This window comes from Kitasatospora sp. NPDC004669 (assembly GCF_040609455.1).
GTDB lineage: Bacteria > Actinomycetota > Actinomycetes > Streptomycetales > Streptomycetaceae > Kitasatospora.
Map to the genome: position 1 here is coordinate 152,620 of NZ_JBEXKB010000001.1, position 26,457 is coordinate 179,076.

Consider the following 26,457-nt stretch of genomic DNA (forward strand, 5'->3'; position numbering starts at 1 on the left):
GTCTCCCCTGGTGTCGCCCCCGCCCGTACGCGCGAGCCGTGGGGTGTGCGGTACCGGTTGCCGGGCGTGCTCACGGTACCGGTCGGACGGCGGGCCCCCGGGCCCGGGTGCCGTCGCACACCGGGTGTCCGGGGGCCGCCATCGGCACGCCAATGCCAAGGCGCTTCCGTCGAGGCGGAGCAGCAACGCCTCGACGGATCCGGATCCGGAGTCCATCACCACACATGGACCCCGACCGGCGCTCTTCCCCCCCCGTTCCACAGGTGCGGGACGCGCACCCGTGGTCAGTACTGAAGAGCAAGTCGCCACCATCGGGCTGCGGTTGCCCGGACGACTTGGCGTGCCTCCACCCTCACAGCGTGACGCCCCGTCGACAAGTGCCGTCGGAGTTCAGGTTCACGCAATTGCAGCTACCTGCATCCCGGCACGGGTCCGGCCCCCCGGGCGGCGGGCGGGATTCCGGTAAAGGCCGAGGCCAGCGGGGGGTGCGGGCGGCGGGCGCCGATGCAGGGCGTTGGCTGTCCACGGTCACTCCGCAGGTGCGCGTTCCTGCAACGGCGGCGTGCTCCTGAGCCGAGGGACGTCCGAGCCGGGGCTCCGGCCGGGGGGGGCTTACCCCGACCGGAGCCCCGGCCAGGTCAGCGCGCCAGCAGGCGACCGCGCGCCAGCCCCGCGGCGGTGCCCCCGGCCGCCAGCACCCAGGCGACGGCCAGCAGCAGGTAGAGCCCGGCGGCCAGCGCGGTGAACCCGCCGAAGCCGGTGTGCCGGGCGAGCGCGGAGGCGCCGGTGACGCAGGTGCCGATCGGGAAGGTGTAGGCCCACCAGGTCATCGCGAACGGCATCCCGGCCCGGCGGGCGCGCAGGTTGGCGGTGAGGGCGACGGCCAGCCAGAGCATCGCGACGCCGATCACCGCGACACCGTACAGCTCGGCGAGCGGCAGCATCACGGGGGCCAGCGCGGGCAGCACCGGGCGGGCGGCGTCGGCGAGCTGGTGGATCGCGGTGACGGACTGGCCGAGCGGCCCGAGCACCAGGAACAGCGAGGGGGTGAGCGCCAGGGCGGGCAGCTTGCTGTGGAACAGCCCGGTGAACACCACCGGCAGCAGCACCAGGGTGGCCAGCAGGCCGACCCCGAACAGCGCCCAGCAGCCGTACAGCAGGGTCTGCTGCGGCAGTCCGGCCGGCAGGTGCGGGACGAGGGCCGGGCCGCAGGCGGAGGCGACCACCGGGGCGACCACCGGCAGCAGCCAGGTCGGGTTGGCCTCCAGGGCGGACACCCGGTGCCTGGTGATCATCAGGTACGGGATGCCGCCCGCGACGGCCAGCGCGTACAGGGTGCCGACGCCCCACAGCACGGCGTCCAGGGCGACCGCCGGGCCGGTGCCGATGACCCTGGAGCCGAGCAGCAGGGTGCCGAGTCCGACCGCCAGCAGCGCCATCGGCGGGCAGCCGTAGAAGACGGCGGTGGCCGGGTTGTCCAGCAGCTGGGCGCGGGCCGCCTCGCGGTGCCGGGCGAGGTGGACCAGCCGGGCCGCGGCCAGCACCAGCAGGGCGGCCAGTCCGAATGCCCACATCACCTCGCCGAAGCCGATCAGCCCGGGCACCGGTACGGGCAGGGCGGCGGCGCCGTTGGCGATGATCGCCGTCCCCATCACGGCGGCGTACCAGTTGGGGCCGAGCTGGGCGAGGTCGAACCGGGAGAGCCGGGAACGGGAGGCGGGGCGGGAGAGCGGGCGGACATCGGCCAAGGTGGACATGGTTCCACCCTGGCCCGGCGGCCCGACCGCCGGTAGCGCCACGGGCTCTATGAGGGCATAGCCTGAACCTATGGCCCTCTCCCCGCACGTCCCCGAACTGGGCGCCCTGGAACTGCTGCTCGCGGTGGCCCGCCTGGGCAGTGTCGGCCGGGCGGCGGCCGAGCTGGGCGTCAGCCAGCCGACCGCCAGCGCCCGGATCAAGGGCATGGAGCGGCAGATCGGCGTCCCGCTGCTGGAGCGCTCGCCCCGGGGCAGCCGGCCGACCGAGGCGGGCCGGCTGGTGGTCGAGTGGGCCCGGCAGGTGGTGGAGGCGGCGCAGGCACTGGACGCCGGGATCGACGCGCTGCGCGAGCGGCGGGACGCCAAGCTGCGGGTGGTGGCCAGCTTGACCGTCGCCGAGTACCTGATGCCGGGCTGGCTGCTGGGACTGGCCGAGGCCAGTCCGGGGACGGCGGTGACACTGCGGACGGCGAACTCCGCGGAGGTGGCCGGGCACGTGCTGGCCGGGGATGCCGACCTGGGCTTCGTCGAGGGCCCGTCCACCCCGCCCGGGCTGGCCGGCGTGGTGGTGGCGGCGGACCGGCTGGTGGTCGTGGTGGCGCCCGGCCACCCCTGGGCGCGCCGCCGCACCCCGCTGACCGCGACCGAGTTGGCGGGCACCCCGCTGGTGCTGCGCGAGCCCGGCTCGGGCACCCGGGAGGTGCTGGAGATGGCGCTGGCGCCGTACGGGGGCGCCGCGCAGCCCCGACTGGAGCTGGCCTCCTCCACCGCGCTGAAGGCGGCGGCGATGACCGGGGCGGGGCCGGTCTGCCTGAGCGAGCTGGCGGTGGTGGAGGAACTGGCCACCCGGCGGCTGGTCGAGGTGCCACTGGCGGAGGAGCTGGACCTGCGGCGGCCGCTGCGCGCGGTGTGGCCGGCCGGGCAGCGGCCGAGCGGGCCGGCCCGGGAGCTGCTGGGGCTGACCCGGCAGGCGGTCGGTCAGACCCCGAGGAGGAACCAGGCCGCGAGGAGGAACCAGGCCGCCGGGAGAAGAAGTTCAGCGACGTAAAGTTGAGCGGAATAGACTCAAGTTAGTGCATGCTGTACGTAGCAGCAGTGAAGGACGACGAGGGAGGATCCCCCAGCAGTGGACGCGAGCAAGTTCACCACCAAGACGCAGGACGCCCTGTCCGCCGCGATCCGGCAGGCAGGCACGGCCGGCAACCCGGACGTCAGGCCGGTGCACATCCTGATCGCCCTGCTGGAGCAGCCCGAGGGCATCGCCCGGCCCCTGCTGGAGGCGGTCGGGGCGAACGCCGCCCGGGTCGATGCCGAGGCGCGCCGCCAGCTGACCGCGCTGCCCAGCGCGATGGGCTCGACGGTCGCCGCCCCGCAGCTCGCCCGGGACACCCTCGCCGTGCTGACCGAGGCCGGCAAGCGCGCGGACGACCTGGACGACCAGTACGTCTCCACCGAGCACCTGATGGTCGGTCTGGCGGCCGAGGGCGGGCCGGTGGCCGAGCTGCTGGTGCAGCAGGGCGCGACGCCCAAGGCGCTGCTCGCCGCCTTCAAGGACGTCCGGGGCAGCGGCCGGGTCACCTCGCCGGACCCGGAGGGCACCTACAAGGCACTGGAGAAGTACGGCACCGACCTCACCCAGGCCGCCCGGGACGGCAAGCTCGACCCGGTGATCGGCCGTGACCACGAGATCCGCCGGGTGGTCCAGGTGCTCTCCCGCCGGACCAAGAACAACCCGGTGCTGATCGGCGAGCCCGGCGTCGGCAAGACCGCCGTGGTCGAGGGCCTGGCCCAGCGCATCGTGGCCGGCGACGTGCCGGAGTCGCTGCGCGGCAAGCGGCTGGTCGCGCTGGACCTCAGCGCGATGGTGGCCGGCGCCAAGTTCCGCGGCGAGTTCGAGGAGCGGCTGAAGGCCGTCCTGAACGACATCAAGGCCTCCGACGGCCAGGTCGTCACCTTCATCGACGAGCTGCACACCATGGTCGGCGCGGGCGCCGGCGGCGACTCCGCGATGGACGCGGGCAACATGCTCAAGCCGATGCTGGCCCGCGGCGAGCTGCGGATGGTCGGCGCCACCACGCTGGACGAGTACCGCGAGCGGATCGAGAAGGATCCGGCCCTGGAGCGCCGCTTCCAGCAGGTGCTGGTCGGCGAGCCCAGCGTGGAGGACTCGATCGCCATCCTGCGCGGCCTCAAGGGTCGGTACGAGGCGCACCACAAGGTGCAGATCTCGGACGCCGCGCTGGTCGCCGCCGCCACCCTGTCCAACCGCTACATCACCTCCCGCTTCCTGCCCGACAAGGCGATCGACCTGGTCGACGAGGCGGCCTCCCGGCTGCGGATGGAGATCGACTCATCCCCGGTCGAGATCGACGAACTCCAGCGCGCCGTCGACCGGTTGCGGATGGAGGAGCTGGCCCTGGAGAAGGAGTCGGACCCGGCCTCGGTCGATCGGCTGGCCCGGCTTCGGCGCGATCTCGCCGACAAGAACGAGCAGTTGAGCGTACTGACGGCGCGATGGGAGCAGGAGAAGAAGAGCCTCAACCGGGTCGGCGAGCTCAAGGAGCGACTGGACGACCTGCACGGCGCGCTCGAACGGGCCCAGCGCGACGGGGACTTCGAGCGGGCGTCCAAGCTGATGTACGCCGAGATCCCGGCCGCCGAGAAGGAGCTCACCGACGCCCAGGAGCGCGCCGCGACCGCGAACGACGAGACCGGGCCCGCCTCGGCCTCGATGGTCAAGGAGGAGGTCGGCCCGGACGACGTGGCCGATGTGGTCGCCTCCTGGACGGGCATCCCGGCCGGCCGCCTGATGGAGGGCGAGAGCGCCAAACTCCTGCGCATGGAGGAGGAGTTGGGTCGTCGCCTGATCGGCCAGGCGGAGGCCGTGCAGGCGGTCTCGGACGCGGTGCGCCGCACCCGCTCGGGCATCGCCGACCCGGACCGCCCGACCGGCTCCTTCCTGTTCCTCGGCCCGACCGGTGTCGGCAAGACCGAACTCGCCAAGGCCCTGGCCGACTTCCTGTTCGACGACGATCGGGCGATGGTCCGCATCGACATGAGCGAGTACGGCGAGAAGCACTCGGTCTCCCGCCTGGTCGGCGCCCCGCCCGGGTACGTCGGCTACGAGGAGGGCGGCCAGCTCACCGAGGCGGTCCGCCGCCGCCCGTACAGCGTGGTGCTGCTGGACGAGGTGGAGAAGGCCCACCCGGAGGTCTTCGACGTACTGCTCCAGGTGCTGGACGACGGCCGGCTCACCGACGGCCAGGGCCGCACGGTGGACTTCCGCAACGCGATCCTGATCCTCACCTCCAACCTGGGCTCGCAGTACCTGGTCGACCCGGCCACCCCCGAGGACAAGAAGAAGGCCCTGGTGCAGGACTGCGTCCGGGCCGCGTTCAAGCCGGAGTTCCTCAACCGGCTGGACGACATCGTGGTCTTCGACCCGCTGGGCACCGACGAGCTCAGCCGGATCGTCGACCTCCAGGTGGCCCGCCTCGGCGAGCGACTGCGCGAGCGGCGGCTCACCCTGGACGTCTCCGAGGCCGCCCGCGACTGGCTGGCGCTCACCGGGTACGACCCGGCGTACGGCGCCCGCCCGCTGCGCCGGCTGGTGCAGTCCGCGATCGGCGACCAGCTTGCCCGGGCGATCCTGTCCGGCCAGGTGCACGACGGGGACACCGTCCTGGTCGAGCGGGACGAGGAAAGCGACCGGCTCACCGTCCGCGGTCGGGGCCCGCTGGAGAAGTAGGCCCGAAGGCCGGTTCGGGCCGCTCCCCGTGCTCAGGCGCGGGGAGCGGCCCGAACCGCTACCGCCGCTCCTCGGCCGCGCCCCGCCGCTGGCGCCGCGCGCGGTCCCGCCAGGTGCGCGCCAGCCGGTGCAGCTCGGCGCCCCGCGACTCCGGCAGGTTCCACGTCTGGGTGAGCAGCCGCAGCGTGGAGACCCGCGGACAGGACACCCCCCGCTCCAGGTCGCGGATCGACCGCACGCTCAGCCCCGACGCCTCCCCCAACTGCTCCTGTGTCATCCCCCGCTCCAGCCGGATGCTCCGCAGCAGCGTCCCCAGCGAGGCACCCTCCCCGGTCACCGTACGCTCCATCCCCGCTTCCCCCCTTCAGCTCAAATCACCTCAACTCGCCCACCTCATAGGGCCGTTGCCAAGGGCGAGTTCCGTCGCACGCTAACCGCATCCGACCGGCACGGCAGGCGAACCCGGGCGCCGGGCGCGTGACTTGGCTCACGCGCGCGCCCGGCGCGCCGCCCCGCCGCCGACCGCCGGGCACCCTGCGTGACCGGTGCCCCGGCACGCGCCGAAATGAAGATCGACGCGCGCCCGGGTGCCCCTGTGAGCGAGGCCCCGAATGAGGCAGGATGGGAGGAGCAAAGGGCGGCCTCTCATTGCCGGCCACCACGTGCACTGAGGAAGAGGACCCCATGAGCATCGACCCGTCGTCCATCCCGTCCTTCGGCGTACCCGGAGGCGGCCAGCCTGGTGGCCAGCCCGGCGGCCAGGGCGGGCGGCCGGCCGGCCCGCCGCCGATCATCGTCCCGGACCAGGGCCTGGTCACCCAGTTGCTGGACCAGATGCAGCTCAAGCACGTCGTGGACGAGGAGGGCGACCTCACCGCCCCCTGGGAGGGTTTCCGCGTCTACTACATGTTCCGCGGCGAGCAGAAGGAGCTCTTCGCGGTGCGCGCCTTCTACGACCGCGCGTACCCGCTGGAGAAGAAGGGCGAGATCCTCGACCTGATCGACGAGTGGAACCGCGAGACCCTGTGGCCCAAGGTCTACACCCACACCCACGAGGACGGCGTCGTCCGTCTGATCGGTGAGGCCCAGATGATCGTCGGCACCGGCGTCAACCTGGACTACTTCGTCACCACCACCGCGAACTGGACCCAGGCCGCGGTCGGCTTCGAGCAGTGGATCGTCGAGCGCCTGGGCCTGCAGAACGAGATCGAGGGCGAAGAGGGCGAGGAGGGCGAGGGCGAGGGCTCCGACGAGGCCTGATCCCCGCACCCCCACCCACGGCCCGCCACCGCGATCGAGCGCGGTGGCGGGCCGTCCTTGTCCCCGGGCCCCGGCTGTCCCAGGATGGGCGCGACGACGACGCGTGAGGAGCCTTTCGCATGGGAACCAGGCCGCTGCTGAACCGCCGACTGGCCGGGATGGGCACGACGATCTTCGCCGAAATGTCCGCCCTCGCGGTCGCCACCGGCTCGATCAACCTCGGCCAGGGGTTCCCCGACACCGACGGGCCCGCCTCCGTCGCCCGGGCCGCCGCCGATGCCGTGCTCAGCGGCCGCGGCAACCAGTACCCGCCCGGCCCCGGCATCCCCGAGCTGCGTACCGCGATCGCCGAGCACCAGCAGCGCTTCCACGGCCTCGCCTACGACCCGGACACCGAGGTGCTCGTCACCGCCGGCGCCACCGAGGCCATCGCCGCCGCCCTGCTCGCCCTGCTGGAGCCCGGCGACGAGGTAATCGCCCTCGAACCCTTCTACGACTCCTACGCCGCGTGCATCGCCATGGCCGGCGCCACCCGCGTCCCGCTCACCCTCCGAGCCCCGCACTTCCGCCCCGACCTGGACGAGCTGCGCGCCCTGATCACCCCGCGCACCCGGCTGCTGCTGATCAACACCCCGCACAACCCCACCGGCACCGTCCTCACCGCCGAGGAGCTGCGCGGCATCGCCGAACTCGCCGTCGAGCACGACCTGCTGGTGGTCACCGACGAGGTCTACGAGCACCTGGTCTTCGGCGCCGTCCACCACCCCATCGCCGCCCTGCCCGGCATGCGTGAGCGCACCGTCTCCATCTCCTCCGCCGGAAAGACCTTCTCCTTCACCGGCTGGAAGGTCGGCTGGGTCAAGCCCTGTTCGCCTACCTATTTGCTGGTGAGCTGAGGGCGAATGGGGTGGCCCCTGCCGAGATGCCGGGTCAGCCTGCGAGCGCTCCCATGCCTTGGTTGAAGGCCGAGGGCAGCATCTGCTGACCCACAGGGTTCGAGGATGCCGCCGAGAGAGTCCCCCGGATCCGCTGGCCCACGCTCCTCAGTCGGCCCTCTTGGACCGGCGCTGGTGCGGTCTCCTCCAGGATGTCCGCGTCCTGAACAAGGTCCTCCCGTTCGGTCTCGGAAAGTGCATGTCAGCGCCCGGGTCCGCCGATCGCAGCCAGAAGCAACCAATTACTATCCGACAGTAATCATTTCTGGGGGAACGCGGGCTACGGGCGACGTCCCGGGGCCGACTGCAGGGGGGAACACATGGCGGATCCTGATCTGTCCTTGGAGTTCAAGGTCAATCCGGCCGAGCTGGACGGCTGCGGACAGAGCGCCCAGCACATAGGCGGTCTCATACCGGGCGAGACCTCGAAGCTCACCGAGCCGTGCAGCCAGGCCGCCGGTGGCCTGAAGGGCTGGCTCACGGCCGGCGCGATCACCAACTGCAGCACCAACTGGAAGACCCTGCTGGACAAGCTCGGCACCGACATGAGCGACGTCGGCACCAAGCTCGGCACGACGGCCACCTACTACCGAACGGCCGAACAGAACGCCCACAACAGCATGCGGAACCCGAACGCGCCCGTCTCGAACGGGTCGGAGCCGGACCCCTTCAACACCGCTGTCGTCCCCGGGCCCGTGACGCCCCGCAGCGCGAAGGCGGCCGAATAAGCGATGGACATCAAGACCCTTCACGACGCCGACATCATCGGCATCACCACCGCGAAGAACGCCTTCGACACCCTGGCCACCGCCTTCGGTCAGCACGTCGAGAACTGGCAGACCCAGGTCGTCAACCGCCTGCACAACTCGCAGTGGACCGGGACCGCCGCAGACCACGCCAACACCCGGATGCAGAACCTGGAGAACGAACTCAAGGCCGCCCAGCAGGAGATCGGACTCGTCAGCCGCGCCCTGCAGGACGCCTACGCCGGCTTCGCCGCCGCCCAGTCGCACCTGATCAGCGCCCTCGACGACGCCAAGACCCACAAGCTGACCGTCGCCGACGACGGCGGGATCACCTGGGACAAGGACCCCAACTCCCCGAACTTCGCCGGCAACGACGCCGATTCACAGGTCCAGCAGATCCAGGCCCGGATCACCGCCGCGCTCAACGAGGCCGACCACGCCGACCAGACCATCAACGCCCGACTCGCCCACCTGGCCACCAACGCGAGCAACGGCACCGGCCTCGACTCCGCCACCGCGAAGACCGACACCGACGCCGCGAACGCGCTCCTGCAGGCCCCCGCCGCCGGCACCGACCCGAACAGCGTCAAGGCCTGGTGGAACAGCCTGACCGACGACCAGCAGCACCGGATGATCCTCAACCACCCCGACCAGATCGGCAACCTCGACGGCATCCCCGCCGCCGCCCGCAACGACGCCAACCGGACCAACCTGAAGAACCTGATCCAGGACCGCCAGCGCCAGCTCGCCGACCTCGGGCCCGAGCCGAAGCAGTACCTGGGGTACGTCAAGGGCGAGCCCGTCATTAACCCCGAGTACGAGAAGTGGAAGGCCAAGCACGACGCCCTGAAGGAGAAGCTCGACGGCTTCCAGTCCATTCAGGACCGGCTCGACGGCAAGAAGGACGAGGGTGCGGGCGGGCCGAACTCCGACCCGCCGCTGCTGTTGCTGGGGATCGGTGATCAGGGGCAGGGCCGTGCGATCGTGTCCTGGGGTGACCCGGACAAGGCGCGCAACGTCTCGTCCCTGGTACCCGGGCTGAACAGCACCATGGCGGGCGTCGGAGGCGGCGACGCCATGACCGCGAAGCGCATCTACGATTCCGCGGTGAGCAGCGCGGGGAAGAATGAGACGCCGAGCGTCGCGTCCGTGTTCTGGTTGGGGTACGACGCCCCGCAGCTGGACGGTGATTCCGTTGCCGCCAAGGACCGGGCGGTCGCGGGCGGGGCTGACTACAACAAGTTCCTCGCCGGGCTCCGAGCCACCCACGAGGGGGCGCCGGCGCACATGACCGCTCAGGGGCACAGTTACGGATCCTTGGTGGTTGGACAGGCGACCCAGCACCCAGGAGGCTTGGCCGCTGACGACATCATCCTGGTCGGCAGCCCAGGTGTCGGGGTGGACAAGGCGTCGCAACTCGGGGTCGGCGCTGATCACGTGTACGTCGGCGCTGCCAAGAACGACCCTGTGGCCAATGCGCCGAGTCCCGGGATGATCGGTGGTTGGGGCGCGTTCATCTACGAGGAGATGAATCACACGGGCAAGCAGTCGTGGTTCGGCGCGGACCCGGCCAGCGGGGACTTCGGCGGGCAGCGCTTCTCGGTGGCGGACGGGACCATCACCGACTCGCACGACAACTACTTCGGGAAGCACGGCGCGGGCGGCGACTCGCTCCCCAACATCGGGAAGATCGTGAGCGGCCACGGGAACGCGATCACCCGGCAGGACCCGCGGTGAGGGCCCCGACATGGCGCGTGACCGTGCCGGGGGTCGTGCTGGCCCTCCTCATCGGCTGGCTCGCCTGGCCGGAGCAGAAGGAACCCACCATGCCGGTCGAGCAGGCACAGCACCGGGTCGAGGGCGAACTCGCCGATGTCGCTGGGGCCTTCCACCCGGGGCTCCAGTGGGCCGAGACGAAGTTCGAGAGCAACCCCGACCTGACCGGGTTCTGCGGAACGTCCGGGTGCAGGAAGACGGGTCGCACGGAGATGATCGCCGAACAGGCGGCCCGGGTCCGGATCGCCTCCAGGCGGGGTCAGGAGCCGCTCGACCTCGTCCAGGCGCTCTGGACGGGCAAGGGCTACCCGGTCGAGCGCAACGAGGGCGCGGTGGAAGTGAGGGGCTCGGGGTTCACCCTCTGGTTCGCCGTGGGTGTGAACGGCTGCGCCAAGGTCCGAGCCACCCTGACCGATGTCACCGACACCACCGATAACAACGGCAACGGCGGGTTCCTCCGTGGACCGTTGAACTACGCCGACCAGTGCGCGACGGTCGAAGACCCGTACTGGTCGAGCTGAGGCACGAGTTGGGCCGGGGCGGCGGGCGCGCATGCTTGTCCGCCGCCCACCGGCCGTCAGAAGATGGCCCCCACGACGAGCTGTGAGGAGCCTTTCGCATGGGAACCAGGCCGCTGCTGAACCGCCGACTGGCCGGGATGGGCACGACGATCTTCGCCGAAATGTCCGCCCTCGCGGTCGCCACCGGCTCGATCAACCTCGGCCAGGGGTTCCCCGACACCGACGGGCCCGCCTCCGTCGCCCGGGCCGCCGCCGATGCCGTGCTCAGCGGCCACGGCAACCAGTACCCGCCCGGCCCCGGCATCCCCGAGCTGCGCACCGCGATCGCCGAACACCAGCAGCGCTTCCACGGCCTCGCCTACGACCCGGACACCGAGGTGCTCGTCACCGCCGGCGCCACCGAGGCCATCGCCGCCGCGCTGCTCGCCCTGCTGGAGCCCGGCGACGAGGTGATCGCCCTCGAACCCTTCTACGACTCCTACGCCGCCTGCATCGCCATGGCCGGCGCCACCCGCGTCCCGCTCACCCTCCGGGCCCCGCACTTCCGCCCCGACCTGGACGAGCTGCGCGCCCTGATCACCCCGCGCACCCGGCTGCTGCTGATCAACACCCCGCACAACCCCACCGGCACCGTCCTCACCGCCGAGGAGCTGCGCGGCATCGCCGAACTCGCCGTCGAGCACGACCTGCTGGTGGTCACCGACGAGGTCTACGAGCACCTGGTCTTCGGCGCCACCCACCACCCCATCGCCGCCCTGCCTGGCATGCGCGTGCGCACCGTCACCATCTCCTCCGCCGGCAAGACCTTCTCGTACACGGGCTGGAAGGTCGGCTGGGTGACCGCGAGCCCCGCGCTGATCTCCGCCGTCCGCACCGCCAAGCAGTACCTGACCTACGTCAGCGCCGGCCCCTTCCAGTACGCCGTCGCCGAGGCTCTCCGGCTCCCCGACGACTACTTCGACACTTTCCGGGCCGACCTGCTGCGCAAGCGCGACCTGCTCGCCGACGGACTCTCCGCCGCCGGCTTCCGGGTCTTCAACCCCGAGGGCACCTACTTCATCACCACCGACATCACCCCGCTGGGCGAGAAGGACGGCATCGAATTCTGCCGCGCCCTGCCCGAGCGCTGCGGCGTCGTCGCGATCCCCAACGCCGTCTTCTACGACGACACCGACGCCGGCCGTAGCCTGGTCCGCTTCACTTTCTGCAAAAGGGACGAGGTCCTCCAGGAGGCCGTCGCTCGCCTGCAGCGCCTCTGAGCGTCCGCGCGCCCCCTCGAACGAGAGCGATCCCAGCCCGACAAGAGTTCTGATCCGCCATCAACTCCCCTGATCGGCATGCTCGTTTGCTGCCCAGGAGGCAATTCGACCGACCTCCCCGGCACGCCCGGCCGCCCTCCACGCCCGACGCGTGGAGGGCGGCGGCATGTGAAGCGCGCGGACGGCACGCACCCGGCGCGCACGGCGTGCATGCCGGTTGCAGGGGCGCGCGCTGTGCAGAGTCGCACACTGGGTCGATCAGAGCTGGGAAGCAGGTGTGCTCGAAACAGTGAATGCTTGACAAAGTTGGGTAAATCACCGACGGGCCCGGCGTATTCATGCTTCTCTGCTGCTGAATCTCCAGCCGGAATCCTTCCTTCCACGGTCGGCCGCGCCCAGGGCCGCACAGCCACGAACAGCCTCGCCATCGCCTAGGCCTAGTCGCTGCTGCTCGGCGGGCGCGCACGGAGCTGAAACGCGGAGCCGAGCATGCTCACCACACTGCAGACCTCCTACACGGACACCCGCGCCGGTGACCTGGCCTGGTGCCTCGGCGGCGACCCACTGCCCGCGCTCGCGGTCCACGACCTCAGACTCGACGGCGGCCGGCCCGGTACCTCCGGCACCCTCCAACTGCGGCTGCTGGGCGCCTCGCACCAGGTGGTGATCGACGCCGGCCCCGGCAGCTGCCTGGAGACCGTCGCCTGCCTGCCCGGCCGCCGCACCCCGCTGCCGGCCCGGGTCGCCAAGCAGGTCGGCGGCTGGGAGTACGAGTTCGCCGCCCGGATCGAGGCCCTGCCCCCGCACGACTTCGCGGCCCGCGCCCAGGAGCTGCTGGCCCTGGTCGAGGGGCACCCGCGCGGCCTCGCCGGGGTCTTCCCCGGTGACCCGAGCGCCTTCACCGCGCTGGTCACCCAGGGCGGCACGGACCGGCTGCTCTGGCGGACCTGGCACGCCTACCCGCAGGAGGGGCAGCTGGTCTGCACCCGCTCCTCGCTGGTGGTGTCGGGGACATGACCGCCCAAGGCCTGAGTGGGAACGCCGATTCGGTCATGCGCTCCTTAGCGCGAGCCGATGAATCGTACGCAGGAACGGTTCGTCAATCCGAAGGCCCGCACTGTCCGTCGGATGGGCGCAGCTATCCGTCCCGCACGTCCCCTAGCGTTTGTTCGTGATCAACCATCCGGTCGGTCCGCCCGCACGCCCGCGAGTGGACCTCGACGACGGCCCCCCACCCCGGCCCGGGCGAAGCCTCACCCCCCTGCCCGCCCGCCGTCGATCCCGGCTGCGCTCCCGCCCCCGGCTCGCCCGCCTGACCGTCCTGCTGGCCGCGTTCGTCTGCGCGGCCTGCGGACTCGTCTACGAGCTCGAACTCGTGGCGCTCGGCGACTACCTGATCGGAGACACGGTCACCCAGACCTCCGTCGTGCTCTCCGTGATGGTGTTCGCGATGGGCCTCGGCTCCCTGCTCGCCAAGCGGCTCACCAGCCGGCCCGCGACCGCGTTCGCCCTGGTCGAATGCGCCCTCGCGCTCACCGGCGGACTCTCCGTCCTCGCCCTGTACTCCTGCTGGGCCTGGATCGGCCGCTACCAGGCCGCGATGGTCGGCCTCACCTGCCTGATCGGCATCCTGATCGGCGCCGAGATCCCGCTGCTGATGACCCTCATCCAGCGGATCCGACGCGAGGACGCCGGACGCGCCGCCGCCGACCTGTTCGCCGCCGACTACGTGGGCGCGCTGATCGGCGGCCTCGCCTTCCCCTTCCTCGTCCTCCCCGGCCTCGGCCCCGGCGACGGCGCGCTGCTCACCGGGGCGGTCAACGCGGTGGCCGGGGCCGCCGTGGTGCTCTGGCTCTTCCGCGAGGAGCCCGCCCCCCGGATACGACGGCTGCTCTGGCTCGGCTGCGCCCTCGTCCTCGCCCTGCTCGCGGCCGCCGCCGCCGGCTCCGACGCGATCGAACGCGCCGCCCGGCACACCCTCTACGGCGACCGGATCCGCTACGCCACCCGCAGCCAGTACCAGGAGATCGTGCTCACCGGCCCCGCCGAGGGCCCGCTCCGGCTCTACCTCGACGGCCGGCTCACGGCCTGCGGGCCCGACGAGTACCGGGGCAGCGAAGCACTCGTCCACCCGGCCATGGCCGCCGGGCCGGATCACCGGGTCCTGCTGCTCGGCGGCGGCGACGGCCTCGCCCTGCGGGAGGTGCTGCGGCACCGCGGGGTCCGCGCCGTCCGACTGGTCGACGCCGACCCGGCCCTCCCCCGGCTCGCCCGCACCGACCCCGGGCTCGCCGCCCTCACCGGGCATTCCCTGGACGACCCCCGGGTCAGCACCACGGCGGCCGACCCGATGGCCTGGCTGCACGGCGCCCCCGAGGAGGAGTATGACGTGGTCCTCGCCGACCTGCCCGCCCCCTCGGACGGCGGGCCGGTCAAGTTCCACTCCCAGGAGTTCTACGGCCTCGCCGCCCGGCTGCTGGCCCCCGGCGGCCGGATCGCCGTCCGGGCCGGCGGGGACAGGGACAGGGACGGGGACGGGGACGGCCTCTGGCGGATCGAGTCCGGCCTCCGCGCGGCGGGCCTGCGAACCACCCCGTACGCCGTTCAGGGCAGTCCCACCGCCACCTGCCGCCCCGGCGCTCCGGACACCGCCCAGGACTTCCTGCTCGCCGCCGCCACCCCGCCCCCGCTCGCCCTCGCCCCCGACGCCCCACCACCCCGTGCCCTCACCCCCGACGCCCTCCACGCCTCCACCACCCGCCTCGCCGCCCTCCGGCCCGCCCGGCCCCCGGCGCCGCTGACCTTGCTGGGACCGCGCTGAGGGTGGTGGGGGCCTGCGCAGGGGCGCACGGGAAGAGAGAAACGGGCCGGGCTGACGGCTGGAGGGCGTGACGCACGGGGTGGGGCGAAAGTCGGGTGGTGGTAGGTGGGGACCGGGCCGGTTCGGGTCGGTAGGCTCCGTGACATGGAGCATGAGGTTGTCGTCCCGATGTCCGCAGAGCTGGTGCGGGAGGCCTTGCAGGATCCGGCGCTGCTGGCGCGGAGTGTGCCGGGGCTGAGCACCGAGCCGGCGGCGGTCGGGGGTGGGCCGGCGGAGGAGATCGGCGGGCGGCTGAAGCTGCGGATCGGCGGCTCCACGATCACGTACAAGGGCGTGCTGTCGCTGATCGAGGGCCGGGAGGGTGTGCTCACGGTGCTGGCCGAAGGGCAGGAGGCCCGGGGCAGCGGTGAGGCGACCGCCACCGTGCGGGTCAGCGTCGTGGACGGCGCCGAGGAGGGCACTGCGGCGATCCGCTTCACCGGCGACCTGAGTGCCACCGGCCGGCTGACCGAGTTCGACGCCGAGACCCTCGACGCCGTCGGCCGCCGTCTGCTGGACCGCTTCGCCACCGCGCTCACCTCCCCGGAGGGCGAACCCGTGGACGACGACGCGGCCGAGGACGCGGCCGAGGACGGGCCCGAGGCCGAAGTCGAGGCCGAGAACGGGACCCCGGCCGAGGTCGTCTCCATCGAGGACCGCCAGGACCAGCCCGGCGACGATCTGGACGACGACCTCTCCGACCTGATCGCCTTCTCGGACGCCGACGCCGAGCGCTTCGGCCTCCCCACCGGCTCCGCCGACGACCACGAGGACGACGCGGCCGACGAGGACGACGAGGACGAGATCGGCGGCCGCACGGACGAGGTCGCCGAGGAGGTCCCGGTCGAACCGCTGTTCGCCTACGAGGAGGGGCCGGAACTCAGCGGCCCGGTCCGCCGCAGCATCGTCGGCCGTTCGGCCGAGGAGGTGGACCACGCCCCGCCGCGCGGCCGGTACGCCCCGGCGCTGCCCGCCCGCAGCGCGCGGGCCCGGGCGGCGTCCCGCTGGGGCGGCGAGGCCGGCGGCATCGTGGTGCCGGGCAGTGGCGGCCGCAGCGCGGTGCCGTGGGTGATCGGCGGCTCGGTGGCGCTGCTGGGCGGCGCCGTGGTGCTGGTCAGGGTGCTGCGCCGGCGCTAGCCGAGAAGCGCCGCGCACGGCTGCAGGCCAGGGCCTGAGGACAGGCCCTAGACTGAACGCTCATGAGCAACGACCGCGACGCCCTGCTGGCACAGATCAAGGACAAGGCCGTCGTGCACGGCAAGGTCACCCTTTCCTCCGGCAAGGAGGCCGACTACTACGTCGACCTGCGCCGGATCACGCTGGACGGCGAGGCCGCCCCGCTGGTCGGCCGGGTGATGCTGGACGCGACCTCGCACCTGGAGTACGACGCCGTCGGCGGTCTGACCCTGGGTGCCGACCCGGTGGCCACCTCGATGCTGCACGCCGCCGCCGCGCGCGGGCGGAAGCTGGACGCCTTCGTGGTCCGCAAGACCGGCAAGGCGCACGGCCTGCAGCGTCGGATCGAGGGCCCGGAGGTGAAGGGCCGCCGGGTGCTGGCGGTCGAGGACACCTCCACCACCGGCGGCTCGGTGCTGACCGCCGTCGAGGCGCTGCGCGAGGCGGGCGCCGAGGTGGTCGGCGTCGCGGTGATCGTCGAGCGCGGTGGCGCGGGTGCCGTCGAGGAGCAGGGCCTGGAGTACGTGACCGCGTACACCCTGGACGACCTGGGCCTCTGACCCCGCGAAGACCCGGTGAGTCCTCCCCGGGAGTCCTCCCGGACAACGCGAAGGGCCGGGCTGTTCCACGTGGAACAGCCCGGCCCTTCGCGTTGAACCCAGCCGGTCGGGCTCAGCCGCGCCGGTGCCGCCCGCCGCCGCTCTGCACGGCCTCGGCCGCGCTGTCGGTGACGCCCGCCTTCTTCTTGCGGCGCTCCCGCATGACCTCGATCAGGATCGGCGAGATCGACAGCAGCACGATCAGCAGCACCGCCGGGATCAGGTACTTGTCGATCACCGGGGCGAGCGCGTCACCGAAGAAGTAGCCGATCAGCAGCATGGACTCGGTCCAGAGCACACCGCCGATGACGTTCCACAGGAAGAACGTCCTGGCGGGCATCTCCAGGGTGCCCGCCACCGGGTTCAGGAAAGTCCGGATGATCGGCATGAAGCGGGCCAGCACCACGGCCTTCCCGGAGCCGAACTTGTTGAAGTACTCCTCCGCCTTCACCACGTACTCGCGGCGGAAGATCTTCGAATCGGGCTTGTCGAACATCCTCGGCCCGACCTTGGCCCCGATCAGGTGCCCCAGCTGGGCACCGGCGACCGCCGCGATCGGGCAGCCGACGAGCAGCACGGCGATCGGCAGCTTGGCGCCGTCGCCGAGCACCGAGGACGCGGCGTTCGAGGCGGCGACGCCCGCGAGGATCAGCAACGAGTCGCCCGGGAAGAAGAAGCCGACCAGCAGGCCGGTCTCCGCGAAGATGATCGCGATGAGCCCGATGGCGCCGAGGGACGAGATCAGGGATTTGGCGTCGAGTAGATTGACGGCCAGCTGGGTGTAGGTCACGGGCGCAGGATAGCGGGCGTACCTTGCCGACGACTTCCGGCCGAGCCCTGCGACGGCTTCCGGCCGCACGCCCCAGCACGACGTTCCGACAGGCGGGCTCCTGCTGACCTGCGGGCACGAGTCTGGGAAGATGGCCCAGGCGTCCGGTCCGCGGCGGCCCACCACCCTCATGGCCGTACCGCGGAGGCCGCCTCGAACCTTGGTGCCGGAGAGCCACACCGCAGCGCCGCGCGTCGGCGGGCCGGCACGGAGTCGTCACGAAGGCGTACACAGCGTCGGACAGCACCGTCCGTACGCCGCAACCCGACAGGAGCGGATCGCATGCCCATCGCAACTCCCGAGGTCTACAACGAGATGCTGGACCGGGCCAAGGCGGGCAAGTTCGCCTACCCGGCCATCAACGTCACCTCCTCGCAGACCCTGCACGCCGCGCTGCGTGGTTTCGCCGAGGCCGAGAGCGACGGCATCATCCAGATCTCGACCGGTGGCGCGGAGTTCCTGGGCGGCCAGCACAACAAGGACATGGTGACCGGCGCGGTCGCGCTCGCCGAGTTCGCGCACATCGTCGCCGCCAAGTACGACGTCACCGTCGCGCTGCACACCGACCACTGCCCGAAGGACAAGCTGGACGGCTACGTCCGCCCGCTGCTGGCGATCTCCGCCGAGCGCGTGGCCAAGGGCCAGAACCCGCTGTTCCAGTCGCACATGTGGGACGGCTCCGCCGAGACCCTGGCCGACAACCTGTCCATCGCCCAGGAGCTGCTGGCCCAGGCCGCCGCCGCCAAGATCATCCTTGAGGTCGAGATCACCCCGACCGGCGGCGAGGAGGACGGCGTCTCCCACGAGATCAACGACGAGCTGTACACCACCGTCAACGACGCCGTCCGCACCGCCGAGGCGCTGGGCCTGGGCGAGAAGGGCCGCTACCTGCTGGCCGCCTCCTTCGGCAACGTGCACGGCGTGTACAAGCCGGGCAACGTCGTGCTGAAGCCGGAGCTGCTGCGCGAGCTGCAGGACGCGATCGGCAAGCAGTACGGCAAGACCGACCCGTTCGACTTCGTCTTCCACGGCGGTTCGGGCTCCACCGCGGAGGAGATCGCCACCGCGCTGGAGAACGGCGTCGTGAAGATGAACCTGGACACCGACACCCAGTACGCCTTCACCCGCCCGGTCGCCGGCCACATGTTCGCCAACTACGACGGCGTGCTGAAGGTCGACGGCGAGGTCGGCAAGAAGAACACCTACGACCCCCGCACCTGGGGCAAGCTGGCCGAGGCCGGCATGGCCGCCCGCGTGGTCGAGGCCGCCGAGCAGCTGCGCTCGGCCGGCAAGCGCCTGAAGTGAGCCCGCTGACACGAGCGCGGTGAACACGTGTGCCCCCGGCGGTCCTCCGCCGGGGGCACAGTCGTGTGGTCCTACCGGTCGAGCTGCACAGCCCTACCGCTTGTGCCGCGCAGCCCCTACTGCTTGAGCTCCGCGTACGCCTCGGCGCTGCTGTCCTTCAGGAACTGCCAGCAACGGGCCTCCTCCTCGGTGTCCTTGATCGCGCCGGCCGCCCGGGCGAGCGCCGCCAGGCAGCGCAGGAAGCCGCGGTTGCCGCGGTGCTCCCACGGCACCGGCCCATGGCCCTTCCAGCCGTTGCGGCGCAGCGCGTCCAGGCCGCGGTGGTAGCCGGTGCGGGCATAGGCGTACGACTCGACGTAGCGACCGGCCGCGTAGGCGTCGTCGGCGAGCATGGCCCAGGCGAGGCAGAAGGCCGGGAAGTCGGCGGCCACCTGGGTCGGTGAGGCCGACTCCTCCGCCAGCATCCGGTAGGGCTGCTCGTCCTCCGGCAGGAGGGTCGGTTCGGGGCCGTCGAGAAGATTCTTGTGAATCGCCATGGAGTGCAGTCTGCCACCCGAGGCCCAGGGGTCAACCGCCGTCACGGGATCGGCCCCGGCTCAGTGCCGTACGGTCACCACGAGCTTGCCCACCTTTGCGTCGGCCTCCATGCGCCAGTGCGCCTCGACGGTCTCCGCCAGGTCGAAGACCCGGTCGATCAGCGGACGGCTCATCGGCACCGGGGCGGGCCCAACGCTGAGGGCGCCCCCAAGGTTGCATACCTGGTATGTGGACATTCACCCGTTCTCCATGCCAGGGTTTCGCTCGTGCCCGCAGCCCGATCCGCCCGCAGGCGAGCCGTCCCGCCCAAGAACGCCGGCGGAAGCCGCCGACGCCGCAAGGCACGTCGCCGGATCGGACCTGGCATGCTCACGGCATTAGTCGCCGCGGTGCTGGTGCTGGGCGCCGCGGCCTTCGTGCTGAACCGCCCCTCGGGTCAGACCTCGCCCGCGCCGACCGCCCAGGCCCGGATCGCCCCGCCGGCCGAGCAGTCGCCCACCGCGGCCGCGCCGCCGACCCCGACGCCCGCCACCACGCCGACCCCGACGCCCACGCCCACCGCGCCGGACCCCGGCCCGACCAAGGGCGCCGGCACCTTCACCATCGCCTCCGCCAACGCCAAGCCGGTCGGCCGCGGCAACGTGCGCCGCTACCGGGTGGAGGTCGAGGACGGCATCGGCATCGACGCGGCGGCCGCCGCCGCGCAGATCCACGGCATCCTCGGCGACCCGCGCGGCTGGACCAACAACCACAAGGACGGCTTCCAGCTGGTCGCGAGCGGCTCGTACGACTTCACCGTGAAGATCGCCTCCCCGACCACCGTGGACAAGATCTGCGGAGCCTCCGGCCTGGACACCCACGGCGAGGTCAACTGCGACGTCGGCAGCCAGGTGGTGGTCAACTCCAAGCGCTGGAACACCGGTTCACCGCAGTTCAACGGCCCGCTGGACGAGTACCGGGCACTGATCATCAACCACGAGGTCGGCCACCGGATCGGCCACGGCCACGAGACCTGCCCCGGCCCGGGCAAGCCGGCGCCCGCGATGATGCAGCAGATATACGGCCTCAAGGGCTGCGCCCCGAACGCCTGGCCGTACTCGGCGGACGGCACCTACCTGAGCGGCCCATCCGTCCCGTAGTGGAACGGAGTTGAGACCCGAACGGCAACCGGACGGCACAACGGCGCCCTACCCTGCGATCATGACCGCTGCCCAACGCCGAAGGCTCGCCGCCGTGTTCGCCGCCGCCGGGATCACGCTCGGTGCCGCCGCCTGCTCGTCCTCGACCGGCACCGCCACGAGTGGTGGCGCGCTCTCCTACGACCGCGTCCGGTCGACCGCCCTGGACCTGTTCAAGACGAAGTCCAGCACCTGCCCGTTCGGCCTCGACCTCGGGAAGGCCCTGACCGGCGCCGGGATCACCGGCGCCGTCGCCCCCGCCGTGACGGACGGTCGTTCCGTCCGGGGCAACGCCGGCGACGGCCTCCCGGCCCAGCCCTGGCCGTCGGGGGCCACCCATCCGCCGTCCATGCCCGAGCAGCCTGCCACTCCCCCGCACGCCGAGATCACCTGCTCGTACACGGTCGGCCCGTCCACCGTCGGCATCGACCTGTTGGCCGTCCCGAAGAACGACTACGCCGTCAGCCTGATGCTTCCCTCGGTCCAAGCCGCCGGACTGCTCGACGTGGACCAGCTGAGCCGGTTCTCCACCGACCGGCCCGCCGTCGGCCAGACCAGGATCACCCCGGGCAAGGGCACGGTCGCCGTCGCGCGCATCGCGGTCGAGGGGGAGGGCGACCTGGCCCTGACGCTCGCCCAGGACACCCACGACGCCGACCCGGACCCGGCCCTCGCCGGCGAGCCGCTGCGCAAGGCCGCCGAGTCCCTGGCGGCCCAGCTGCACTAACCGAGGATCGGCAGGTACTCCCCCAGGTCACTGCGCTCCCCGGAGGCGGACACCCCGGCGTCCGCCACCGCCGTCGCCCAGTCCGCCCGGCCGGTGGCCAGCCGGATCCAGGTCAGCGGGTCGGTCTCGACCACGTTCGGCGGGGTGCCGCGGGTGTGCTTGGGCCCCGGCACCGCCTGGACCACCGCGTACGGCGGGATCCGCAGCTCGACCGCGCCGCCGGGGACGCGGTCGGCGAAGGCGTCCGCCAACATCCGGGTGACGGCGGCGACGGCCTGGCGATCGTGCGGGAAGGCGTCCAGGCCGAGCGCGGCCGCCAGGTCGTCGGCGTGCACCACGGCCTCGACCAGCCGGGTCACCAGGTAGTCGATCAGGAGCATCGACCGGCCGGCCAGCAGGGCGACCCGCCGCTCCGGCTCCAGCGCGGCCGGGCGGTCGAGCACGACCCGCACGGCGTCGAGCGGCCGGTCGAACGCGGCGGCCACCTCCTCGGGCGGGCCCGCGAATCCGGTCGCCGCGTACTCGGTCACCGCGGTGTCGACCGCCTCGGCCATCGTCCTGCTCAGCTCCGCGTAGCCGGCCAGCGAGAGCACCGGCCCGTCCGGTGCCGGCTTGTCCAGCGCGGCCGGCAGGTGGCCCAGCGCCAGGCCCAGGTGGGCCAGCAGCTCCCGTACCCGCCAGGAGCCGAGCCGGGTCGGCCGGTCCAGGTCCGGCTCCGTCAGCCGGTGCACGACGGCGCGCAGCGCCTCGTTCTGCGTCGCCAGCGCGGCGCGGACCTTCTGCGGTTGGTACGTACGGGACTTGGGAGGCATGGAACCCAACATACGCCGAGGGACGGACGGTTCCGGAGAACCGTCCGCCCCTCGGAGCACCCGCGTCAGGCCAGCAGGGCCTCGATGACGCCGGTGTGGGCGTCCTTCAGCTCGGCCAGCGAGACGGTGAACTGCCCCTGGACGTCCAGGCTGTCGCCGTCCACGACACCGATCCGGGCGGCCGGCAGGCCACGCGCGGTGCACATGTCGTTGAACCGGAGCTCCTCGCTGCGCGGCACCGCCACGACGGCGCGGCCGGCCGACTCCGAGAACAGGAGGACGAACGGGTCCATGCCCTCGGGCACGACGATCCGCGCGCCGTGACCGCCCTTGAGGCAGCTCTCCACCAGCGCCTGGCCGAGACCGCCGTCGGACAGGTCGTGAGCGGCGTCGATCATGCCGTCGCGCGAGGCGGAGATCAGGATCTCGCCGAGCAGGCGCTCGCGCTCCAGGTCCACCTTGGGCGGCAGGCCGCCGAGGTGGTCGTGGACGACCTGCGACCAGGCCGAGCCGCCGAGCTCGTCCGCCGTGTCGCCGAGCAGGTAGAGCAGCTGCCCCTCCTCGGCGAAGGCGACCGGGGTGCGACGGGTGACGTCGTCGATGACGCCGAGCACCGCGACCACGGGGGTCGGGTGGATGGCGACCTCACCGGTCTGGTTGTACAGCGAGACGTTGCCGCCGGTGACCGGGGTGCCGAGGGTCAGGCAGGCGTCGGCCAGACCGCGGGTGGCCTCGGCGAACTGCCACATCACGTCCGGGTCCTCGGGGGAGCCGAAGTTGAGGCAGTCGGAGACGGCGAGCGGCTTGGCGCCGCCGGCCGCGACGTTGCGGTACGCCTCGGCCAGGGCCAGCTGGGCGCCGGTGTACGGGTCCAGCTTGGCGTAGCGGCCGTTGCCGTCGGTGGCGACCGAGACCCCGAGGTTGGTCTCCTCGTCGATCCGGATCATGCCCGAGTCCTCGCCGACCGAGAGCACGGTGTTGCCGAGCACGTAGCGGTCGTACTGGTCGGTGATCCAGGACTTGGAGGCCTGGTTCGGGTGGCTCGCGACCTTCAGCAGGTCGGCCTTGAGGCCCTCGCCGGTGGTCGGGCGGGCCAGCCGCTCGGCGGTGGGGGCGTCGGCCTGCAGCGCGTCCTGCCAGCTCGGGCGGGCGTACGGACGCTCGTAGGTCGGGCCCTCGTGGGCGACGGTGCGCGGCGGGACGTCCACCACGAGCTCGCCGTGCCAGAAGATCTCCAGGCGCTCGCCGTCGGTCACCTCACCGATGACGTTGGCGATGACGTCCCACTTCTCGCAGATCTCCAGGAAGCGGGCCACCTTGTCGGGCTCCACGATCGCGCACATGCGCTCCTGCGACTCGCTCATGAGGATCTCCTCCGGCGAGAGCGTGTGGTCGCGCAGGTGCACGGTGTCGAGGTCGATCCGCATGCCGCCGGAGCCGGCCGAGGCCAGCTCGCTGGTGGCGCAGGACAAGCCGGCGCCGCCGAGGTCCTGGATGCCCTTGACGAGCTTCTCGCGGAAGATCTCCAGGGTGCACTCGATGAGGAGCTTCTCCTGGAACGGGTCGCCGACCTGGACCGCCGGGCGCTTGGCCGGCTTGGTGTCGTCGAAGGTCTCGGAGGCCAGCACCGAGACGCCGCCGATGCCGTCGCCGCCGGTGCGGGCGCCGTACAGGACGACCTTGTTGCCGGCACCCGAGGCCTGCGCGAGGTGGATGTCCTCGTGCTTCATGACGCCCACGCACAGCGCGTTGACCAGCGGGTTGCCCTGGTAGCAGGAGTCGAAGACGACCTCGCCGCCGATGTTCGGCAGGCCCAGGCAGTTGCCGTAGCCGCCGATGCCCGCGACGATCCCGGGCAGCACGCGGCGGGTGTCCGGGTGGTCGGCCGCACCGAAGCGCAGCGGGTCCATCACGGCGACCGGGCGGGCGCCCATCGCCAGGATGTCGCGCACGATGCCGCCGATGCCGGTGGCCGCGCCCTGGTAGGGCTCGATGTACGACGGGTGGTTGTGCGACTCGACCTTGAAGGTGACCGCGTAGCCCTGGCCCACGTCGACCACACCGGCGTTCTCGCCGATGCCGACGAGCATCGCGTCGGCCCCGGGAGTCCCGGCGGCAGGCTTCTTCTGGCCGAACTGCTTCAGGTGGACCTTGCTGCTCTTGTACGAACAGTGCTCCGACCACATGACCGAGTACATCGCGAGTTCGGCGCCGGTCGGGCGGCGGCCGAGAATCTCCCGGATGCGCGCGTACTCGTCCTCCTTGAGGCCGAGCTCGGCCCAGGGCTGGGCGGCGTCCGGGGTCTGCTCGGCGTTCTTGACGGTGTCGAGGCTCATCAGGCGTTCACCAGCTGCTTCAGGACGGAAGTGAAGAAGCCCAGGCCCTCGGTGGTCGGACCGGTGAGCGGCTCCACGGCGTGCTCCGGGTGCGGCATCAGGCCGACGACATTGCCGGCGGCGTTGGTGATGCCGGCGATGTCGCGGTACGAACCGTTCGGGTTGACGTCCAGGTAACGGGCGACCACCCGGCCCTCCGCCTCCAGCTCGTCGAGGACGCGCTCGTCGGCGACGAAGCGGCCCTCGCCGTTCTTCAGCGGGACGACGATTTCCTGGCCCGCCGAGTAATCCCGGGTCCAGGCCGTCCCCGCGTTCTCGATGCGCAGCTTCTGGTCGCGGCAGATGAAGTGCAGCGAGTCGTTCCGGGTCAGCGCGCCGGGCAGCAGGTGCGATTCGCAGAGCACCTGGAAGCCGTTGCAGATACCGAGCACCGGCATTCCGAGCTTCGCCTGCTCGATGACGGTGTCCATCACCGGCGAGAAGCGGGAGATCGCACCGCAGCGCAGATAGTCGCCGTAACTGAATCCGCCGGGCAGGACGACGGCGTCGACCTGGTGGAGATCCTTGTCACGGTGCCAGAGCGCGACCGGCTCGGCGCCGGCCAGGCGGACCGCGCGCTGGGCGTCGCGGTCGTCGAGAGACCCGGGGAAAGTGACGACGCCGACGCGGGTGGTCACTTGCCCTCCTCCTCGACCCGAACGACGAAGTCCTCGATCACGGTGTTGGCGAGAAAGGTCTCGGCGGCTTCGCGGATACGGGCGAGCGCGGCGTCGTCGACCGGGCCCTCCAGCTCCAGCTCGAAACGCTTGCCCTGGCGGACGTCGGCGATCCCGGTGAATCCGAGACGGGGCAGTGCACGCTGCACCGCCTGTCCCTGGGGGTCGAGGATCTCCGGCTTGAGCATGACGTCGACTACGACGCGTGCCACTGGCACTCCCGGTGGTGTCTTCGGTGAGGCGGGGGAACTCCAGACTACCGGCCGTTTCGGGCAGGATTGCTGGCCGGGGAGGGTGACGCGCGTAGACCCAGGACCCTTACGCCGCAAGGGATCCGGGCCTGTGACCCCCCGTCCGGGCCGCTCCGTTTCCGGGGATTCGAAGCCCCGAACGGGAAGGCCCGAAGAACACCCGAATACGGCACTTGGGGACAGATCCGCCCGTCCCGCGCACCGGTATCCGGGAGTCCCGCGAAGACTCGTGAATATCCGGAAAAGAATGCCGGACTCTTCGATTTCGACCCCCTTCGGGTGCAGAATAGGGCCACCTGTCGCGGCAAGTGCTGCGTATCCGGCGGGCCACCAGGCCTGCCCGTGTGCGCTTGCGCGAGTTGGTGCACATCAGGCCCCGGACGTACCCCGCGAACCGGCGGCCGAATTGCCCGAGAGGATTGACACCCATGGCTCAGCGTGTAGTTGTCACGCTCTCCGACGACCTGGACGGCGGCGCCGCCGCGGAAACCGTCCACTTCGGCGTCGACGGGAAGTCGTACGAGATCGACCTGTCCGTGGACAACGCGGAAAAGCTGCGGGAGGCCCTCGCCCCGTTCGTCGCGGCCGGCCGCCGCCAGAGCCGCACCGGAAAGTCCTTCCGCCGCACCGCGCTCACCCCGGACCCGGCCGCGGTGCGCGCCTGGGCGCTGTCGCGCGGCATGGAACTGCCGGCCCGCGGCCGCATCCCCAAGCACGTGTACGAGGCGTTCGCCGAGGCGAACTGAGCCTCCCCGGGGCACTGCCCCTGGTCGCCCTGCCCTGCCTGGACCGAAAGGGTGGGGCGGCCACCCCGAACGATGCTGTAGAGTATTCCTCGTCGCCGCAACGGAGAGATCCGAAGAGGCGGCGGGTGCCCCACCAGGCACCCTGCGGACGTGGCTCAGTTGGTAGAGCATCACCTTGCCAAGGTGAGGGTCGCGAGTTCGAATCTCGTCGTCCGCTCGCAGTGCGCGAGCACAGTACAACTCAATAGTTTGTCCCTGCGGACGTGGCTCAGTTGGTAGAGCATCACCTTGCCAAGGTGAGGGTCGCGAGTTCGAATCTCGTCGTCCGCTCCAGAACGAAGGCCCCCTCGATCGAGGGGGCCTTCGGCATTTCCCGCCCCGGG

At 71.7% G+C, this 26,457-nt stretch carries 24 protein-coding genes, 2 tRNA genes and 1 pseudogene; 18 read left to right on the forward strand and 9 right to left on the reverse strand.

The genetic code is table 11. The features are described from left to right. Window positions 1–638 precede the first annotated feature (638 nt). The gene (locus ABZW30_RS00725) at window positions 639–1,757 is read right to left on the reverse strand and encodes a TDT family transporter (protein WP_355668843.1); all 1,119 of its coding nucleotides are present in this window, start codon (window positions 1,755–1,757) and stop codon (window positions 639–641) included. 70 nt (window positions 1,758–1,827) lie between these two features. Between ABZW30_RS00725 and ABZW30_RS00730 the strand changes: the two genes are divergently transcribed. Further along, window positions 1,828–2,805, forward strand: coding sequence for a LysR family transcriptional regulator (locus ABZW30_RS00730; protein WP_355668844.1), 978 nt, complete (start codon window positions 1,828–1,830; stop codon window positions 2,803–2,805). Between the two features lie 78 nt (window positions 2,806–2,883). Next, the gene (gene clpB, locus ABZW30_RS00735; RefSeq protein ID WP_355668845.1) at window positions 2,884–5,505 is read left to right on the forward strand and encodes an ATP-dependent chaperone ClpB; all 2,622 of its coding nucleotides are present in this window, start codon (window positions 2,884–2,886) and stop codon (window positions 5,503–5,505) included. Window positions 5,506–5,563: 58 nt separating this feature from the next. Here clpB and ABZW30_RS00740 read toward each other — a convergent pair whose 3' ends face one another. Then, window positions 5,564–5,854, reverse strand: a complete 291-nt coding sequence (locus ABZW30_RS00740) for a helix-turn-helix transcriptional regulator (protein ID WP_355668846.1) — start codon at window positions 5,852–5,854, stop codon at window positions 5,564–5,566. Between the two features lie 335 nt (window positions 5,855–6,189). Between ABZW30_RS00740 and ABZW30_RS00745 the strand changes: the two genes are divergently transcribed. The 10 genes and pseudogenes from ABZW30_RS00745 to pyrE all read left to right on the forward strand — a co-directional run bounded on the left by ABZW30_RS00745 (window position 6,190) and on the right by pyrE (window position 16,598). After that, window positions 6,190–6,765: a YbjN domain-containing protein gene (locus tag ABZW30_RS00745; RefSeq protein ID WP_355668847.1), complete on the forward strand. Its 576-nt coding sequence runs from the start codon at window positions 6,190–6,192 to the stop codon at window positions 6,763–6,765. 119 nt (window positions 6,766–6,884) lie between these two features. Beyond that, window positions 6,885–7,625 (forward strand): annotated as a pseudogene (locus tag ABZW30_RS00750) (aminotransferase class I/II-fold pyridoxal phosphate-dependent enzyme); the annotation flags it as partial. Window positions 7,626–8,020: 395 nt separating this feature from the next. Further along, window positions 8,021–8,428: a hypothetical protein gene (locus ABZW30_RS00755; RefSeq protein ID WP_355668848.1), complete on the forward strand. Its 408-nt coding sequence runs from the start codon at window positions 8,021–8,023 to the stop codon at window positions 8,426–8,428. Window positions 8,429–8,431: 3 nt separating this feature from the next. Further along, the gene (locus tag ABZW30_RS00760) at window positions 8,432–10,183 is read left to right on the forward strand and encodes an alpha/beta hydrolase (protein WP_355668849.1); all 1,752 of its coding nucleotides are present in this window, start codon (window positions 8,432–8,434) and stop codon (window positions 10,181–10,183) included. Next, window positions 10,180–10,743 (forward strand): hypothetical protein, encoded by a 564-nt coding sequence (locus ABZW30_RS00765; RefSeq protein ID WP_355668850.1) that lies wholly within the window; start codon window positions 10,180–10,182, stop codon window positions 10,741–10,743. Before ABZW30_RS00760 ends, ABZW30_RS00765 begins: the two co-directional genes overlap by 4 nt. 98 nt (window positions 10,744–10,841) lie before the next feature. After that, complete coding sequence (locus tag ABZW30_RS00770) at window positions 10,842–12,002, forward strand: pyridoxal phosphate-dependent aminotransferase (RefSeq protein WP_355668851.1); 1,161 nt, start codon at window positions 10,842–10,844, stop codon at window positions 12,000–12,002. Window positions 12,003–12,491: 489 nt separating this feature from the next. After that, on the forward strand, window positions 12,492–13,019 hold the full coding sequence (locus ABZW30_RS00775; RefSeq protein WP_355668852.1) for a DUF2617 family protein: 528 nt from the start codon (window positions 12,492–12,494) through the stop codon (window positions 13,017–13,019). A gap of 154 nt (window positions 13,020–13,173) precedes the next feature. Beyond that, complete coding sequence (locus ABZW30_RS00780; RefSeq protein WP_355668853.1) at window positions 13,174–14,823, forward strand: polyamine aminopropyltransferase; 1,650 nt, start codon at window positions 13,174–13,176, stop codon at window positions 14,821–14,823. A gap of 144 nt (window positions 14,824–14,967) precedes the next feature. After that, window positions 14,968–15,999, forward strand: a complete 1,032-nt coding sequence (locus ABZW30_RS00785; RefSeq protein WP_355668854.1) for an SRPBCC family protein — start codon at window positions 14,968–14,970, stop codon at window positions 15,997–15,999. A 62-nt stretch (window positions 16,000–16,061) separates the two neighbouring features. Further along, complete coding sequence (gene pyrE / locus ABZW30_RS00790; RefSeq protein ID WP_270145783.1) at window positions 16,062–16,598, forward strand: orotate phosphoribosyltransferase; 537 nt, start codon at window positions 16,062–16,064, stop codon at window positions 16,596–16,598. A gap of 112 nt (window positions 16,599–16,710) precedes the next feature. On the opposite strand, the gene ABZW30_RS00795 is transcribed toward pyrE, so the two are convergent. Continuing rightward, complete coding sequence (locus ABZW30_RS00795) at window positions 16,711–17,427, reverse strand: VTT domain-containing protein (RefSeq protein WP_355668855.1); 717 nt, start codon at window positions 17,425–17,427, stop codon at window positions 16,711–16,713. 321 nt (window positions 17,428–17,748) lie between these two features. On the opposite strand from ABZW30_RS00795, the gene fbaA reads away from it, so the two are divergent. Further along, on the forward strand, window positions 17,749–18,771 hold the full coding sequence (gene fbaA, locus ABZW30_RS00800) for a class II fructose-bisphosphate aldolase (RefSeq protein WP_355668856.1): 1,023 nt from the start codon (window positions 17,749–17,751) through the stop codon (window positions 18,769–18,771). A 116-nt stretch (window positions 18,772–18,887) separates the two neighbouring features. On the opposite strand, the gene ABZW30_RS00805 is transcribed toward fbaA, so the two are convergent. Together ABZW30_RS00805 and ABZW30_RS00810 are read right to left on the reverse strand one after the other, a co-directional pair. Further along, window positions 18,888–19,307, reverse strand: a complete 420-nt coding sequence (locus ABZW30_RS00805; protein ID WP_355668857.1) for a DUF3151 domain-containing protein — start codon at window positions 19,305–19,307, stop codon at window positions 18,888–18,890. Between the two features lie 60 nt (window positions 19,308–19,367). After that, on the reverse strand, window positions 19,368–19,544 hold the full coding sequence (locus ABZW30_RS00810; protein ID WP_355668858.1) for a zinc-binding dehydrogenase: 177 nt from the start codon (window positions 19,542–19,544) through the stop codon (window positions 19,368–19,370). A gap of 129 nt (window positions 19,545–19,673) precedes the next feature. Here ABZW30_RS00810 and ABZW30_RS00815 point away from each other — a divergent pair, with 129 nt between their 5' ends. Then, window positions 19,674–20,447 (forward strand): DUF3152 domain-containing protein, encoded by a 774-nt coding sequence (locus ABZW30_RS00815; protein ID WP_355668859.1) that lies wholly within the window; start codon window positions 19,674–19,676, stop codon window positions 20,445–20,447. A gap of 61 nt (window positions 20,448–20,508) precedes the next feature. Beyond that, on the forward strand, window positions 20,509–21,213 hold the full coding sequence (locus ABZW30_RS00820) for a hypothetical protein (protein WP_355668860.1): 705 nt from the start codon (window positions 20,509–20,511) through the stop codon (window positions 21,211–21,213). Here the strand turns inward: ABZW30_RS00820 and ABZW30_RS00825 are convergent. The 4 genes from ABZW30_RS00825 to purS form a co-directional block, all read right to left on the reverse strand. After that, window positions 21,210–22,025, reverse strand: a complete 816-nt coding sequence (locus ABZW30_RS00825; protein ID WP_355668861.1) for a sterol carrier family protein — start codon at window positions 22,023–22,025, stop codon at window positions 21,210–21,212. The genes ABZW30_RS00820 and ABZW30_RS00825 overlap by 4 nt on opposite strands. A 65-nt stretch (window positions 22,026–22,090) precedes the next feature. After that, a complete protein-coding gene (purL, locus tag ABZW30_RS00830) occupies window positions 22,091–24,361 on the reverse strand; it encodes a phosphoribosylformylglycinamidine synthase subunit PurL (RefSeq protein ID WP_355668862.1) in 2,271 nt (756 codons plus the stop codon). Next, window positions 24,361–25,038, reverse strand: coding sequence for a phosphoribosylformylglycinamidine synthase subunit PurQ (gene purQ, locus ABZW30_RS00835; RefSeq protein WP_033250392.1), 678 nt, complete (start codon window positions 25,036–25,038; stop codon window positions 24,361–24,363). Before purQ ends, purL begins: the two co-directional genes overlap by 1 nt. Continuing rightward, window positions 25,035–25,289, reverse strand: coding sequence for a phosphoribosylformylglycinamidine synthase subunit PurS (gene purS, locus ABZW30_RS00840; protein ID WP_355668863.1), 255 nt, complete (start codon window positions 25,287–25,289; stop codon window positions 25,035–25,037). Before purS ends, purQ begins: the two co-directional genes overlap by 4 nt. A 467-nt stretch (window positions 25,290–25,756) precedes the next feature. On the opposite strand from purS, the gene ABZW30_RS00845 reads away from it, so the two are divergent. The 3 genes from ABZW30_RS00845 to ABZW30_RS00855 all read left to right on the forward strand — a co-directional run bounded on the left by ABZW30_RS00845 (window position 25,757) and on the right by ABZW30_RS00855 (window position 26,407). Further along, the gene (locus tag ABZW30_RS00845; protein ID WP_030056585.1) at window positions 25,757–26,074 is read left to right on the forward strand and encodes an Lsr2 family protein; all 318 of its coding nucleotides are present in this window, start codon (window positions 25,757–25,759) and stop codon (window positions 26,072–26,074) included. 144 nt (window positions 26,075–26,218) lie between these two features. Beyond that, window positions 26,219–26,291 (forward strand) — tRNA-Gly (locus ABZW30_RS00850). A 40-nt stretch (window positions 26,292–26,331) separates the two neighbouring features. Beyond that, window positions 26,332–26,407: transfer RNA gene (locus ABZW30_RS00855), tRNA-Gly, on the forward strand. The last annotated feature ends 50 nt before the right edge of the window (window positions 26,408–26,457 follow it).

Bases quoted from the DNA above. Each gene is read 5' to 3' on its own strand.
- ABZW30_RS00725 (WP_355668843.1), bottom strand. From the start codon at position 1,757: ATGTCCACCTTGGCCGATGTCCGCCCGCTCTCCCGCCCCGCCTCCCGT.
- ABZW30_RS00730 (WP_355668844.1), top strand. From the start codon at position 1,828: ATGGCCCTCTCCCCGCACGTCCCCGAACTGGGCGCCCTGGAACTGCTG.
- ABZW30_RS00740 (WP_355668846.1), bottom strand. From the start codon at position 5,854: ATGGAGCGTACGGTGACCGGGGAGGGTGCCTCGCTGGGGACGCTGCTG.
- ABZW30_RS00745 (WP_355668847.1), top strand. From the start codon at position 6,190: ATGAGCATCGACCCGTCGTCCATCCCGTCCTTCGGCGTACCCGGAGGC.
- ABZW30_RS00755 (WP_355668848.1), top strand. From the start codon at position 8,021: ATGGCGGATCCTGATCTGTCCTTGGAGTTCAAGGTCAATCCGGCCGAG.
- ABZW30_RS00760 (WP_355668849.1), top strand. From the start codon at position 8,432: ATGGACATCAAGACCCTTCACGACGCCGACATCATCGGCATCACCACC.
- ABZW30_RS00770 (WP_355668851.1), top strand. From the start codon at position 10,842: ATGGGAACCAGGCCGCTGCTGAACCGCCGACTGGCCGGGATGGGCACG.
- ABZW30_RS00775 (WP_355668852.1), top strand. From the start codon at position 12,492: ATGCTCACCACACTGCAGACCTCCTACACGGACACCCGCGCCGGTGAC.
- ABZW30_RS00785 (WP_355668854.1), top strand. From the start codon at position 14,968: ATGGAGCATGAGGTTGTCGTCCCGATGTCCGCAGAGCTGGTGCGGGAG.
- pyrE (WP_270145783.1), top strand. From the start codon at position 16,062: ATGAGCAACGACCGCGACGCCCTGCTGGCACAGATCAAGGACAAGGCC.
- fbaA (WP_355668856.1), top strand. From the start codon at position 17,749: ATGCCCATCGCAACTCCCGAGGTCTACAACGAGATGCTGGACCGGGCC.
- ABZW30_RS00805 (WP_355668857.1), bottom strand. From the start codon at position 19,307: ATGGCGATTCACAAGAATCTTCTCGACGGCCCCGAACCGACCCTCCTG.
- ABZW30_RS00810 (WP_355668858.1), bottom strand. From the start codon at position 19,544: ATGTCCACATACCAGGTATGCAACCTTGGGGGCGCCCTCAGCGTTGGG.
- ABZW30_RS00815 (WP_355668859.1), top strand. From the start codon at position 19,674: ATGCTCACGGCATTAGTCGCCGCGGTGCTGGTGCTGGGCGCCGCGGCC.
- ABZW30_RS00820 (WP_355668860.1), top strand. From the start codon at position 20,509: ATGACCGCTGCCCAACGCCGAAGGCTCGCCGCCGTGTTCGCCGCCGCC.
- ABZW30_RS00825 (WP_355668861.1), bottom strand. From the start codon at position 22,025: ATGCCTCCCAAGTCCCGTACGTACCAACCGCAGAAGGTCCGCGCCGCG.
- purL (WP_355668862.1), bottom strand. From the start codon at position 24,361: ATGAGCCTCGACACCGTCAAGAACGCCGAGCAGACCCCGGACGCCGCC.
- ABZW30_RS00845 (WP_030056585.1), top strand. From the start codon at position 25,757: ATGGCTCAGCGTGTAGTTGTCACGCTCTCCGACGACCTGGACGGCGGC.